Annotated in this window: 13 protein-coding genes; 5 read left to right on the forward strand and 8 right to left on the reverse strand. The window is 68.6% G+C overall.

What is annotated here, in order from left to right; translation table 11 throughout:
• Positions 1-330 carry a PadR family transcriptional regulator gene (locus ACWPQI_RS19500; protein ID WP_040270325.1) on the reverse strand — a complete coding sequence of 110 codons (330 nt, stop codon included), beginning with the start codon at positions 328-330 and terminating at the stop codon, positions 1-3.
• Positions 331-557: 227 nt separating this feature from the next.
• Here ACWPQI_RS19500 and ACWPQI_RS19505 point away from each other — a divergent pair, with 227 nt between their 5' ends.
• Both ACWPQI_RS19505 and ACWPQI_RS19510 read left to right on the forward strand, forming a co-directional pair.
• A complete protein-coding gene (locus tag ACWPQI_RS19505) occupies positions 558-2,111 on the forward strand; it encodes a hypothetical protein (protein ID WP_474738450.1) in 1,554 nt (517 codons plus the stop codon).
• Positions 2,112-2,146: 35 nt separating this feature from the next.
• Positions 2,147-3,256 (forward strand): transposase, encoded by a 1,110-nt coding sequence (locus ACWPQI_RS19510; protein WP_474738451.1) that lies wholly within the window; start codon positions 2,147-2,149, stop codon positions 3,254-3,256.
• A 356-nt stretch (positions 3,257-3,612) separates the two neighbouring features.
• Here ACWPQI_RS19510 and ACWPQI_RS19515 read toward each other — a convergent pair whose 3' ends face one another.
• Together ACWPQI_RS19515 and ACWPQI_RS19520 are read right to left on the reverse strand one after the other, a co-directional pair.
• Positions 3,613-4,893: a multidrug effflux MFS transporter gene (locus ACWPQI_RS19515; protein ID WP_474738452.1), complete on the reverse strand. Its 1,281-nt coding sequence runs from the start codon at positions 4,891-4,893 to the stop codon at positions 3,613-3,615.
• Between the two features lie 80 nt (positions 4,894-4,973).
• Entirely contained in the window at positions 4,974-5,996 is a 1,023-nt protein-coding gene (locus ACWPQI_RS19520; RefSeq protein ID WP_048774012.1) for a zinc-dependent alcohol dehydrogenase family protein, read from the reverse strand.
• A gap of 142 nt (positions 5,997-6,138) precedes the next feature.
• On the opposite strand from ACWPQI_RS19520, the gene ACWPQI_RS19525 reads away from it, so the two are divergent.
• A complete protein-coding gene (locus ACWPQI_RS19525; RefSeq protein ID WP_040270298.1) occupies positions 6,139-7,032 on the forward strand; it encodes a helix-turn-helix transcriptional regulator in 894 nt (297 codons plus the stop codon).
• 33 nt (positions 7,033-7,065) lie between these two features.
• Here the strand turns inward: ACWPQI_RS19525 and ACWPQI_RS19530 are convergent, their stop codons facing one another.
• The 3 genes from ACWPQI_RS19530 to ACWPQI_RS19540 form a co-directional block, all read right to left on the reverse strand.
• Positions 7,066-8,808, reverse strand: coding sequence for a hypothetical protein (locus ACWPQI_RS19530; protein WP_059174979.1), 1,743 nt, complete (start codon positions 8,806-8,808; stop codon positions 7,066-7,068).
• Between the two features lie 546 nt (positions 8,809-9,354).
• The gene (locus tag ACWPQI_RS19535) at positions 9,355-10,413 is read right to left on the reverse strand and encodes a glycoside hydrolase 5 family protein (RefSeq protein WP_048774008.1); all 1,059 of its coding nucleotides are present in this window, start codon (positions 10,411-10,413) and stop codon (positions 9,355-9,357) included.
• Positions 10,414-10,489: 76 nt separating this feature from the next.
• The gene (locus ACWPQI_RS19540; protein ID WP_059174978.1) at positions 10,490-11,020 is read right to left on the reverse strand and encodes a pyridoxamine 5'-phosphate oxidase family protein; all 531 of its coding nucleotides are present in this window, start codon (positions 11,018-11,020) and stop codon (positions 10,490-10,492) included.
• Between the two features lie 353 nt (positions 11,021-11,373).
• On the opposite strand from ACWPQI_RS19540, the gene ACWPQI_RS19545 reads away from it, so the two are divergent.
• Positions 11,374-12,192, forward strand: coding sequence for a hypothetical protein (locus ACWPQI_RS19545; protein WP_234420110.1), 819 nt, complete (start codon positions 11,374-11,376; stop codon positions 12,190-12,192).
• Positions 12,193-12,266: 74 nt separating this feature from the next.
• Here ACWPQI_RS19545 and ACWPQI_RS19550 read toward each other — a convergent pair whose 3' ends face one another.
• Together ACWPQI_RS19550 and ACWPQI_RS19555 are read right to left on the reverse strand one after the other, a co-directional pair.
• The gene (locus ACWPQI_RS19550; protein WP_474738453.1) at positions 12,267-12,623 is read right to left on the reverse strand and encodes a type II toxin-antitoxin system PemK/MazF family toxin; all 357 of its coding nucleotides are present in this window, start codon (positions 12,621-12,623) and stop codon (positions 12,267-12,269) included.
• Positions 12,620-12,832 carry a ribbon-helix-helix protein, CopG family gene (locus ACWPQI_RS19555; RefSeq protein WP_040270291.1) on the reverse strand — a complete coding sequence of 71 codons (213 nt, stop codon included), beginning with the start codon at positions 12,830-12,832 and terminating at the stop codon, positions 12,620-12,622. The genes ACWPQI_RS19550 and ACWPQI_RS19555 overlap by 4 nt, the downstream gene beginning before the upstream one ends.
• A gap of 209 nt (positions 12,833-13,041) precedes the next feature.
• Here ACWPQI_RS19555 and ACWPQI_RS19560 point away from each other — a divergent pair, with 209 nt between their 5' ends.
• Entirely contained in the window at positions 13,042-13,623 is a 582-nt protein-coding gene (locus ACWPQI_RS19560) for a GNAT family N-acetyltransferase (RefSeq protein ID WP_040270289.1), read from the forward strand.
• Positions 13,624-13,628 lie beyond the last annotated feature (5 nt).

The following is a 13,628-nucleotide window of genomic DNA, read 5'->3' on the forward strand; positions in this document are numbered from 1 at the left end:
TCACTTCTCTCCTTCGTGCAGCTGTTCGATACGTTCTGCGAGGAAGCTCCAGTTCCTCCAGAATTCGCTGAGTTGGTCTCGCCCCCGCGCGTTGAGGGTGTACACCTTGCGCGGCGGGCCCTTCTCGGATGGAACCTTTTCCACGTCGACGAGGTCTCGCTGCTCGACCCGGACGAGTAGGGCGTAGACGGTGCCCTCCGCGATGTCCGTGAAGCCCTGCTCGCGTAACTGTGTGGTGATCTCGTACCCGTAGGCGGGCCGTGTCGCGAGGATCGCGAGCACGATGCCCTCGAGGACTCCCTTGAGCATCTCGGTCGCCTGCTTACCCATCACTCTCTCCCGGTACCTGGTGTCGCTGACTACCGGTACAAAGTAACACTGAGTACTGGTAGGTGACAACACTCAGTAGTGGGAGAATTTTCGACCCTGCCGGACACGCGGAACCTGCCACTGAGGACGACGTGGAGGGGTAGTGAGCTGTTGCGGCTCAGGGAGTTCGATCCGAAGCGCCTCGTTCGTTGCGGTCCGGGCCCTGGGTGTGATGGCACACTGGCCGCATGCCGACATCACGTGGGCCCGTCCGTCCGCACCGGACGCTGTCGGTGCTGGTGACAGAGCTGGCGATCTGCGATGGAGAGGTCGCGCCACCTGAAGTCGGGGAGATCGGACAGTACTGCTTGCTGTTCGCCGAGACACCACCGGACGCAGGAGATCCGAGCATCGTCACCGTCGAGGTCGACGTCGAACCACTCGACGACGGTGTCCCGCTACGACAACCCGCTCCCTCGCCGGCATTTCCCGATGAGGAACGGTGGTGGGAATGGCGACTGTTCCTACGCGGTGACGGGTGGACGGCCACCTGGTACAGCCGACGCCCCACGGTCGGCAGGCAGCGACTGACCGGCCGGTTGTTCGGGGATCTCGGCTATGCCACCACCGGCTCCGCCACGGGCCGGATCCTTCGAGCACGAGTGGTCTCCGACAGTTACCAGATGCTCGAACAACCTCCCACCGAACCGAAACGTCACCCACGGTGGATCCCGATCCCCGGCACCCGGACATTCCGGGAAGTGGAGGCGGCGACCGGAGTGTTCCGCGACGACACCAACCCGACGGCAGCCGAGTCACCCGCGGAGGACGCGGTTCGCGAATGCGGGGTGCTGGTCGACCTCGATCTCGACGATGTGCCGCCACCACCGGTACGGCCGACCATCGTCCCGGCCGCAGTGTCCGCCCATGACCGTGATGTGTGGGTGGTCGATCGCGAACTGCCCACCGTGATCCGACTGCGAGAACCGAGCACTGTGCGCGAATACCGCTTTCCGGGTGCGATTCTGGCCGGGCGTGCACACCGCCCCCGCTGGGTACATGCCGACGACGATGGATGTTGGGTGGTCGGACGGGACGGAATCTTCCGCTGCAGTCTCGACGGATCCGTCGTCCGGATCGACGAGCAACCAATCATCGGCTCTGCCGCATACAACGGAGTGTTGCTGTCATGGCGACGCACCGGCGAGCACACCTCGGTGAGCCTGCAGTGGCCCGGTGGACGGCATCAGGAGCTCGAGCCGCTCGACGGCCGGATTGGCGCCGTGGACCCTGGCAGAGACGGATTTATGGGTGTGCTGCACCCCGGAACGGACACCGATACCGACGGCGACTTCTCGAGGCTGTTCGTCATCGATGCGGACGGGCACACCCGACTCGGCCCCCCGCTCACCCGGCTGACGGGCACGTTCTTCGTCGGGAACGATCCGCGACGATTGGTCGACCCGCGAGGACGACAGGTACCGATCCGGCCGGATCTGACAGCCGGTGAGGTCGAGAGTGTTCCGATCAGGGGATCTGTGGGCGGAACGGCCGGGCCGTGGGTATGGGTCGTGCATCCCGGGGGTGACCTGAGTGTCGAACCGAACCCCCTCAGTGATTGGCACTGCCTGCTGTCGGTGCTCGACCCGGTCACCTTTGCATTGAAGTGCCGTCTGGCTGTCTTCTCGCCGTACCCGGAGGTGTCGTACGACGGCGAAGGACGAATGTGGATCGTCGCAGGTGGGATGTGGCTGGTCGATCCATCGTCACGAAATACGGTGCAACGAGTACACCTCGCCTGAATCGTGGGCGTCACCACCCGCGATACGGTCTCGTCGTGATCCAACACGGAATCGTCATCGCGGACCACCACCAATTCGTGCTCGGCACACCCACCGGAGAAACGTACCTGCCGGAGGAAACCGGCAGCGTCATCGAAGTTGGCCCGAATTTCGCTACGGTTATGACCGGCATCGCCTCGGGACCGGTCCGGTTGACCGTCGATGTCCTCGACAGCGAACCCGAGGCCCCGGTCGGTATCGAAGGATGGGGCGTCATTGAGGAAGCCACAGTCGAGTTCACCGCCTCGGCACACGTGCTCACCCTGGAAGGAATGAAAGCTCCGGACTTCCGGAAACTGCCGATCAAACGAGGTCCGCATCGATTCCGGGTTTTCGGCCGCGGACGTGATTCCTACACCGGGCAATCCGTCACCGAACCGACGGAAGACTACCTGGTTCAGGTTTGGCAGACGACGCAACCGCGAGAGATGGCGCGGTTGCACAAGTGCGATGCCGCGTGGGACCAGAGCATCGTCACCCATCCCGAGCGCAACTGGTGGGATCCCGATCCGGCTGGCGACGCCACTCTCTATGTCAAGTACGGATACGACCGGATGGCCCAGTGGGCGAAGGACGAAGCCATCCGATGGGGTGGGCGGCCGCCATCGGACAAGCTCCGCGCCAACTACTACGCGATGGGCATCGCCGGTCTCGACCGCCCCCTGGCCGATGCGATCACCCGTGCTCGGTCCCCGAAACTGCGTCGCATCGCGGCCTGGGCAGCACGCCGGGTATATACCACTGCAGGCATCGCAGAGATCGAATGGATTCGCCCGGCACTGGCCGCCTTGGATCGGGACGAGCCATTACCGCACCCTTTCGGGGAACACGAGTCCCAGGCACTGCGGCAGGCATTCGACGACGATCCGGCTATCGACACGACCGTCACCGGCAATGATGTCGAGAATGCCGAGGTATCTGCCGCTCTACGGGGGATGCACGTTGTTTCCACAGCGGTGAAGCCTGATCCGTTGAATGCCGCGTTCCACTGTTTGGACATCGCCGCAAAGACTGAAGACTCGAACTATGCATCGTTGATCAAGGATCTGCGACGTGAGTTCTTCCCGAAGTTGATGCCGGTGGAGCAGTACAAGCGGTGGATCTGACGTCAGTCGGGGTGACGCTCAGGCAAAGAGTCGACACTGGTGTGCACCAACCGAGACTCTTTCGCGGCCGAGCTTTCCAATTCTCCTACGCCTCACGTCGCGCCCTCGGGTGCCGATCACCGACCTGCTCGATAGGCCGGCGGTTACGCGTACGGCGGGTCCAGGTATGTCGTCACCGCGAGAATGACGATGACCAGCCCGAAGATGAAAACGTCCCGGCGACGGCTGCGCGTGTTCACCGGGCCTCCATAGGTGGGTTGTTCGAGTGCGTCTCGGTACGCGCTCAGGTGTCGCGGGACGGCACAGGGTTGTAGTCCCGGGCTGAGGATCGCGGTGACGCCGGGCAGGCTGAAGGGTCAGGTGAACGCAGCGCGTTCCGGCACGTCGGCTGCCGGTCGGCGGAGCAGGACGTAGCCGCCGACCCCGAGCAGGGCCGCGGTGACGGTGACGACGCCCAGCGGCACCGCGGTCCCCGGACCGGCGAGGCCGACGAGGGGTGCGGTGAGGCCGCCGAATGCGAAGCGGGCCAGCCCGAGCAGTGAGGCGGCCGAACCGGCGACGTCGGGATAGTTTTCCAGTGCAAGGGAAGTCGACGGCGGTGTCGCGACCGCCACCCCACTGACCATCATGAGCAGTGAGACGACCATCGCGGTCAGGGGCAGATCCGCAGCGGCGGTGAGCAACACCCCACCGGCGCCGGCCACCACCATGATCAGACCGGCGACCAGGGTGCCCCGGACGGACCACCGCTCCGCGGTGCGTCCGGCGAGGAAGCCGAAGACCATGAATCCCAACGAGTTCAGACCGAAAGCGTACGAATAGCCCTGCGGTGACAGGCCGTAGATGCCCTGGAGCACGAAGGTGGCGCCGCTGAGATAGGCGAACAGTGCGGCGTTGACGAACCCCGTGACGAGGACTGCGCCGAGGAACACCCGGTCGGCCAGCAACCGGCGGAACACTCGCCCGGTGTCGGCCACGCCACCGGTTCGCCGGCTGCCGGACGGCAGCGTCTCACGCAGCACAACGGCACTCGCGACGAGGATGACCACACCCACGACGGCCAGGAACACGAAGGTGCCCCGCCAGTCGGTGACCGTCGCCAGCTGTCCACCGATGACCGGGCCGACGATAGCGGCCAGGCCGCCGAGGATCGTCAGCCGGCCGTAGTAGCGCAGCAGCCGGGCGCCGGAATACAGATCCCGGCCGGCGGCCTGGGCGATGACGATGCCGACCGCGCCGGTCAACCCCTGAACCAGGCGCGCCGCGACGAGCATCTCGATGGTCGGGCTCACCGCGCACCAGGCGGACGCCACGATGTAGGCAGCGACGCCGAGCAGCAGCGGGCGACGGCGGCCGAACCGGTCCGAGAGCGGACCCGCGACGACCTGCCCGAGCGCGAGCCCGAGCAGGCACGCGGTGACGGTCAGCTGCGCGGCCGACGTGCTCGCCCCGAGGTCGGCGGTGAGCGCGGGCAGGACCGGCAGGTACAGGTCCATCGAGATCGGGCCGAAGACGGTGAGCAGGCTCAGCACGACGCCCAGCGCCCGACGCCCGGTTCCGGGACCCGAAACGCTGCCGACCTTGACCACGGCGACCCGGCGGTCGTCGTGGCGGTCCGAGGTCAGGGAGGCAGGCATGAGCGAACGGCTCCTGATGAGTCGTGAGTCGGCCGTGCGGCAGACTCGAGGTGGTGGCCGCCGGTCGGTGGCGGTCGAGGTCAGGGGCGGAGCAGGACCTTGATGGCGCTTCGCTCGTCCATGGCCTTGTAGCCTTCGGCGGCCTTCCCGAGGGGCAACTCGAGGTCGAACACCTTGCCCGGATCGATCGTTCGATTCCAGATCAGGTCGATCAGCTCGGGCAGGTACTGCCGGACCGGGGCCGGACCGCCGTGCAGGTGCACGTGGGAGAAGAACAGCTCGTCGCCGGGCAGCTGCACGTCGTGCGCGACGCCGACGTAGCCGACGTGCCCGCCGGGCCGAGTGGACCGGATGGCCTGCATCATCGACTCCTGGGTGCCGACGGCCTCGATCACCGAGTGTGCCCCCAGCCCGCCGGTGAGCTCCTTGACCCGGGCGACGCCCGCGTCGCCGCGCTCGACGACGATGTCGGTGGCACCGAACTCGCGGGCCAGCCGCTGGCGCGGTTCGTGGCGGCTCATCGCGATGATCCGCTCGGCACCCAGCTGCTTCGCCGCGAGCACCGCGAGCAGGCCGACGGCGCCATCGCCGACGACCGCGACGGTCTTGCCCGGTCCGGCTTCGGCGGCGACCGCACCGAACCATCCGGTGCCGAGGACGTCCGAGGCAGCCAGCAGCGACGGGATCAGGTCGGGGTCGGGCATGCCCGGTGTGGCCACCAGCGTCCCGTCCGCGAGCGGAACCCGCAGGAACTCGGCCTGGGACCCGAGCATGCCCATGATCACCCGGTGGACGCACGAACTCTGATAGCCGGCGCGGCAGATCTCGCAGGTGTTGTCGGACGCGAAGAACGACCCGACGACGAAGTCGCCGACCTCGATGCTGGTGACGTCCTCGCCGATCTCCTCGACGACGCCGACGTACTCGTGGCCCATGGGGATCGGGCCGTCGTAGGTCTCGACCCCGCGATAGGGCCACAGGTCCGAGCCGCACACGCAGGTCGCGGACAGCCGGATGATCGCGTCGGTGGGTTCGACGAGGGACGGACGGTCGCGTTCCTCGACGCGGACGTCGCCGGGGGCGTGCAGAACTGCTCCTCGCATGACGGTGCTCCTTGATGGTCGAACTCGAGGTCCGGCATGTCTCCGGGCCGACTTCCATGAAACCCCGCGCACCGCCCGCGCGGGAGGTCGCGTTCATGGGGGGTACAAGCGCAACCTCCCTCGGCGACGCACCGGACGTACCGTGGACGGCGTGGACAACCGCGCCGACATCCGCAGCTTCCTCGCCACCCGGCGGGCCCGGCTGACCCCGCAGCAGGTCGGGCTGCCCGCCGGCGGCGGGCGCCGCCGGGTCCCCGGGCTGCGGCGCGAGGAGGTGGCCGTGCTGGCCGGGGTGAGCACCGAGTGGTACACCCGCCTGGAGAAGGGTCACATCGGCGGCGTCTCCGAAGACGTCCTCGAGGCGGTCGCCCGGGCACTGCAGCTCGACGAGGCCGAACGCACCTACCTGTTCGACCTCGCCCGCGCCGCCCGGCCCACCCACCGCGCACCCCGCGCCCGCAAGCAGGCCCAGGTGCGGCCGCGGGTGCAGTGGATGCTCGACTCGATGACCGCCTCCGCCGCATTCGTCCGCAACGGACGCATGGACATCCTCGCCACCAACGCGCTCGGCCGTGCCCTGTACTCGCCGCTGTTCACCGACGACCGCAGACCCGCCAACATCGCCCGGTTCCAGTTCCTCGACCCGGGCGCCCAGGACTACTTCCCGGACTGGGACGGCGCCGCCAGCGTCACCGTGGCGCTGCTGCGCGCCGAAGCCGGCCGCGATCCCCACAACAAGGACCTGCGCCAGCTCGTCGGCGAACTGTCCACGCTCAGTGAGGAATTCCGCACCCGGTGGGCGGCCCACAACGTCCGCATCCACCACGCCGGGAACAAGCAGTTCAACCATCCCGTGGTCGGAACGCTCGACCTCGTCTACCACTCCCTCGATCTGGCCGCGGACGACGACTGGGTCCTGGACCTGACCATCTACACCGCCGAACCCGCAACCGACTCCGAGGACCGGCTCAAGCTGCTCGCCAGCTGGGCCGCGACGCACCTGCCGGCCCACCCGGCGAGCGAACCGTCCAGCTGACCCGAGCCGTCGCGTCGAGTGCGTCGGCCCGTCTCACCGCTCCACACTGAACGTCGACTCCGCGCTCAGACCGGTGACGGCATCCTGCAGCCGCAGCGTGTACTGACCCGGGGTGGTGACCCGGAACTTCGTCAGTCCACCGAACGACGACGCGTACCCGTCGGAGCAGCGGGCGGACTTGTGGTCCTCGTGACGCTCCCCGTCCGGGCCGGTGAGAGTGACCGTGATCTGGCAGTGCTCCCCGCTGTACCGATCGTCACCGGTGCGGGCCGACCACCCGTACGACACCTCGACGGCCGGGTCCGCACCGGTCGACAGTTGATACAGGTACGGTCCGATCTTGCGGCCCGCGCGGACCGGTTCGGTCATCTGGTTGTCGAGTTCGAAACGGTCGATGGCGTACACCTCCTCGGGCACGTCCGACATGTCCACCGCATCGCCGCCGCGGGCGCGGAGGACGACCGTCGCCGAGTTGCGGCCGGTGAATTCGCCGCCGAGCCCCTGCACCATCGACCCCAGCAAGCCGGCGCTCTTCGGCAGCGAACCGATCCCGGTGACGAAGCTGCCCAACGCCTCCCGCGCGGTGCCGGCCGGCGAGAAGCTGGGCGATTTGACGGCCCACCCACCGGCGGTGGTGGTGCACTCGATCGCCTTGCGGCTCAGGTCCCCTGCCTCCCGGTCGCTTGCCGACACGATGCCCTCCATCGTGATCGGGTCGCCCATGCAGTCCAAGGTGGCGACGATGTCACCTGGGTTGGTCATCTCGAGCAGTGTGTTCCCACCCCACACCATCGACAGGCCGTGCGCGGCGGCGTCGACCAGCGACATCGCGGCGTGCACGCGCAGGTCGATCGTGCGTGGCACGTCGGCGGTGTCGTACACCAGATCGGTGACGCCCAGCGGGTGCAGCAACGCGCCGTCGCCGACGTCGGACGCAAGGATCGACCCGTAGACGATCGAGTTACCGGCTGCACCCACCGACAGTTCGGTGGTCTCCGCCCGCTCCGTGGGCGACGGCGTCGACCGGGCGATCCAGCCGAGGGAAGAGTTCGAGTGAAGCGACACCACGAGCTTGCCGTTCTCCTCGGCCAGGCACGGGTAGACGACCTTCTCACCCGGGGTGATCGCATCGTAGGTGACCTCGCCGATCGTCACCGGCTGACCGTGGCACGCCGGTTCGTCGATCGACGTGCCGAAGAAGCCCTCCACGTTCTCCTCGACGGTCTGCCGGATCTCGGAGAAGTCGACGAGTCCGCCACGGAACTCCGACAGGTGCGTCGTCTCGGCGGAGAGTGTCCGGGTGGCCTCGTCCCACGTCGCGGGCAGCAGCTCGGAGACGTCCGGGTTGCGATCACTCCGTGCGACCACGACGGGCTGCTGATCGTCGGTCAGGCCGTCGAACGTGTCGTCACCGTCCGGAATCCGGAATCGGACGGTCAGCGCCGACTCGGGCTGCTGCCCGTCTCCGAGGGTGATCGACGCGGCCGGCCGACTCAAGCGCAGTGCCGCGTCGTCGCCGGTGTCGACGGGGTCGAGCGCATCGACGACCAGCTCGGTGCCGACCGGCGCCACCCCGGCCGCCCCTTCAACCGTGACCGCCCCCTCCGGTAGTTCCGCGGTGAGCTCGACCCCGCCGGCCTCCACCGGCGCCGACGCGAGGTGCGCCGGCGCGGAATCGGGCGCCGCCGGTTCGGACGGCGGCGACTCGGTGGAGCACGCCGACATCGACACCGCCAGGAACGTCGCCACCGACCAGAACCCCCGGGATCGCCTCATACCGCAGTTCCTCCCCTTCGCCGGAGCACCGCGGCCGCGGGCTCGCCGTCCCGGGTCTCGGTCGTATCCGTCTGGCGGACACGTCCGTTCGAGCGACCCGGCGCACGGTGGCTCGATGCTAGACGACGGTCGGGCGCACGTCCGTGCACTCGTGGGACGACACGGCGCATTTCAGCGGATCCGTGCCGGGAGCACGTCCCGCACCGGACGCCGGGGCCGCTGTCGGATCGAGGCCGGCTCTGCGCGGATCCGGGTCGACCCCGGTGTCGCACACGCGGGGGCGCTGGTTCTCCGGTTCTTCGTGGAGGCCGAACGGTCGGGACGGAGACCGGCAGGACCTGCTCCCCAGAGACGACAAGTTCCGTCCTCCGTGAAGTAGCCGGACCACTGAAGGAGGAATGCGGGTTCGCCACGACGACCGGCCAGGAACGAAGCGCGCTCGCTGTCGAGTGCATTGCGCTGATCAACTGTATTCGCCTCCGGAGCAGCCTCTTCAAACCTCGAGTGGTTGACCGCCCGGACTCGACAAACGACTCGACGGCCAGGTCAGCGGCTCCCGTGCCGCGCCAGCACGTCACGCACCGGATCGCCGGGGCCGATGTCGTACGTGCACTCGCCGGTGCGCGGATCGGGCACGAACGCCCACAGCAACGCGCCGGCGGCACCGTCCTCGCGGTAGCCGGTCAGAACCTCGTCCACCCGCCGGGCACGTTCGGTGAGCGACAGGCAACTGCCGGCTTCGATGCCGAGTTCGGCCACCAGGATCGGCTTGGTGACCTGGCCGAGGCGCACCGGCAGCCACGCCGCGTCGTCGTAGTCGTGGTACTGCAGCACGTCGAGGTAGGGCGACTGCGCGAGTTGCGCGTAGCCGTCCCCGGCGCTGCCGCACTGGTCCCCGCCGATCAGGCCGAGGGTGATCGGGTGCCGCGGATCGGTCTCGCGCACGATGCGGCCGACCGCGTCGGTCCACGACCGCAGCAGCTGCGCCGAGTCGGCCGGGCACGAACGTCGCGGCAGGCTGCACGCCTCGTCGCCGCACACGCCCGGCTCGGGCTCGCCCAGCAGGTCCCACGCGGCGAGCGCGGGTGAGACTCGCCATCGGTCCACTGCCAGCCGCACCCAGTCCGCGAAGCTCACCGCGAAGGGTGCCCGACGCGTGGTCCAGCCGTGCTCGTACCAGGCCCGGTCCTTGTACAGCTCGTTGCCGCACGCGCCGTCCTGCGGGGACAGCACCGGCATCACGAGCTGCCCGTTTCGTTCCGCCGCGGCGAACACGGCGTCGATCGCGGAGAAGTCCAGCGTCCCCGTCACCCGGTTCAGGGCGAGCGCCTGGAAGGCGTTGAACCGGGTCAGCGACGTCGAGGGCAGGGACGAGAAGTACGCATCCAGGTCCACCTGCGCGCCGCAGCCGCCGTTGACGTCCCAGTCGGACGCGAGCTGGTACGCGTTGAGCCCGGCCGGCCACCACGGTTTTCCGTCCAGGGTCAGGCCGCGGTGGTCGACGGCGACGCGCGCCGGTGGCGGCGGCTCCGGCGCCTCGGGTGGCGGTGGTGGCGCGCATGCGGTCGCCGCGATCAGACAGGCGACGACCACGGCTGCACGCATGCGCGAACGGTAGCCTCTTGCCGACCCGGCAGGAAGACCGTCCGCTCTGTCGACGGCAGGTGAGGGCCGGTCCGAATCAGGACCGGGACGCCCCGGTGAGCTTCGTGATGTCGGCGGCGTAGACGGTCATCCAGTGCGGATGAAGCCGGTAGTAGACCACGTCGTTGTCCCAGTCGAAGAGGTCGTCGCCATAGTAGTCCTTGAAGTATGCGAGCAGGTCCAGCCAACCCGCCGCCGGCTTGCCGTCCTGGGGGTTGAGGATTTCGACCGTGCCGTGTGTGAACACTCCCAGGTCCTCGCCGCGCATGTGCGCAGCGCTGACGGCGGGCCGGGCGGCGAGATGGCGGGCCTTGGCGGCGCTGCGCGCCGTGCCGAAGTGCCACTTTCCGTGCAGGAAGTGCCCGTCCGCGCCACTGATGCGCGGTTCTCCTCCTGCTGTAACAGTGGACAGAGCGAGGGTGCACATGCCGCTGAGGATCTGGGTGAGTTGCCCTGCGGCCAGAGTGCTTTCGGAGTTGATGATCGAACGCAGATGCGGGGTGGATCGGGACAGCGAGACATCGAGGAGGGCTTGGAGTTCTTGGAGCTCTTCCGGAGTTTCTTGCATGCAGGTTCCCGTCTGTGTCGTCGTCTCGTCTCGCCGGGCTGGCCGGTCTGTACGGTCAGCGCCGATCGGCGGAACGATGATCGCACCGATACCCTGACACCTTCTGTCAGGTTTGTTCGTCCGTATCGAAGACGCATCGGGCGGGCCATTCGACGACGAGGGCCTCGTCCGGTTCGCGCCGGACCGTGGGCGTCGCTGCCAGAAACCGGCAGCCCGGCGTCTCCGCCAGGACCGCCGGGGACCCTCCGACGCGTACGGTGTGACACGCGCCGAAACCCACGGCGCTCCGCCTCGGCGTCCGGGGTCCGATCGATTTGCGCCGACAGCGTGCCCGGTACGGCACGATGTCGATCATGTGTTCCGATGTGGCGGCGAACCTGCTCGACACGGTGCCGGGCCGCATGCTCGTCCAGCGGTATCTGCGTGCCTACCGCACCGCGGATCCGCAGCCGTCCGTCACCGAGTTCGTCGAGGCCGGCTCGCTCGAGGATTTCGTCGAGGACACGCTGCGGATCATCGGCGAGTACCTCTACGGCAACGGCGCCAACGAGATCCTGGATCTGGCTGTCGCCTCCCCCGCCGTCCGTGAGATGAGCGAGGCGATCTGCGCAGCCCTGCGCGCGCCGAGCCGCGACACGCTGGTCAGCCCGCAGGTGCATCAGGGCGCCGTCACCGAACTGAGCGTGCCACGGGTGCGCAACCGCGCGCGGCCCGGCGCGCTGCCCGACGGCGCGTTCTGGACCGCGACACCCCTCGACGACGGGACATCCGACACGTGGGGCACCAGCGGCGAGAACCTGCGCAGCGCGACCGACCCCGCCCGCTACACGGTGCACTTCGACCCGGACGTCGCGCGGATCGTCCGGATCGACACCGCCGACGACTGGGCCGAGCTGATCGCCGCGCATCCGCTCGAGTACCGCGGCGCGCACGTCCCGGACTGGCCGTCGATCGCCGAGCGGTGGGACGCGGTGCACCTGTCGGCCCTCGGCCTGCTGTGCGCCCATCCGCGGCTGTCGGAAGTGCCGTACGACCGGTACGAGGCGGGCGGCTACCGGCACAGCCAGTCCGGGCCGTGGCCCGGCGTCGGGGACTGGTCGACGGTGAGCACCGCATGGCTGCGGATCCCCGAGCGGTTCGAGATCCGCCCCACCGCCCCGGTCAGGCGATGAGAACCAGGGTGACGGACCTCGACCGGCAATGCGACCGCAACTCCCCGCGATCGCCCGGCCAGACATCGTGGCCGTCAGCGCAGATCGAGATGCAGCCGTAGAGCTTCGTCGAGCGCTGCGAGTGTTCTCACCCCGAGTTTTCCGACAGGTTCGGCGTCCAGGCGGCGCACGGACACCGAACGTACCTGTTCTGCCTGAGCTTTCGACGCTCTGGTCAGACCCGACTCGTCGGGTTCCACGAGTACCTGGAACGGAAAGACGTGTGAGGTGCTGGCGATCAGAGGAACGACGGTGACCACTCCTCTGCCCAGGTTCTCGGCGGTCGCGTTGGCGCGGTCGTTGCTTACCACCACTGCCGGCCGACGCTCGGCCGCTTCGCCACCCTGCGCCGGGTCCGGATCGACCCAGTGGATCTGCGCTCGGCGGATCATTCGGTGTCGGCCGTGGTGACGTCCCACGCGTCGTCCGTGTCGACCTCGGCAAAGGCCGTGGCATAGTCCCGTTCGAGTCCGGCTGCCGCGAGCAGGCGGACAGCGGCTCGGACGCCCGCCGACCGGCCGCGGAGCCCATGATCCCGGATGTACTCGTCGAGGACGTGGACATCCTCGTCCGGGAGACTGATCGTGAACTTGACGGTCATACTGCAAGCATGACCGAAGTATGACTGGTGCACATGATGCGATCCGCGGAGTCGGGTGCGATCAGTCGGGGCCGGGCAGGGCGTGTCCCCACGGCTCCGGCATGGACGCGATGCCGAGCGGCCGGAGACCGGAAAGCACCCCGTCACGCGACTGTGAGGAACTGAAAAGAACTCGCGGCCGCCGCAGGCGTGCCTCTACGCTCGGCGCGATGACCGAGATCCGCCCCGCCGAGCCCGCCGACGTCGACCGCGCGACCCGCACCCTGGCGCGCGCCTTCGCGGACTATCCCTTCACCCGCCACACCGTCGATGCCCGCGACCACCTGCGCCGCGTCGAGGAGTTGCAGCGGTTGTACCTGACCGAGATCGGTCTGCGCTGCGGGCGGGTGTGGGTGTCCGACGACGCCTCGGCCGTCGCGGTGTGGACCATCCCCGAATCCACCGGCATGCCAGAGGCTTTCGCACGCATCGCCGGCCGCGTCGCCGAACTGTCCGGCGATCGGGCCGGCGCGGCGGCGGCCGCGGAGGAGGCGCTGGCGCCGCTGCGGCCCACCGAGCCGGCGTGGTTCCTCGCGACCGTCGCCGTCGATCCGGACCGGCAGGGCTCGGGTCTGGGCGGCGCGGTCCTCGGTCCCGGCCTCGGGGAAGCCCGCGGGGCGGGGGTACCGGCGTATCTCGAGACGTCGTCGGAGCGGAACGTCGCGTTCTACCGCAGGCTCGGGTTCGACGTCGTCGGGGCGGTGGACCTGCCCGGCGACGGGCCGCGCACGTGGGCGATGCTCCGCGAGTAGTGTCC

The sequence above is a fragment of the Rhodococcus sp. LMD genome, assembly GCF_056108245.1.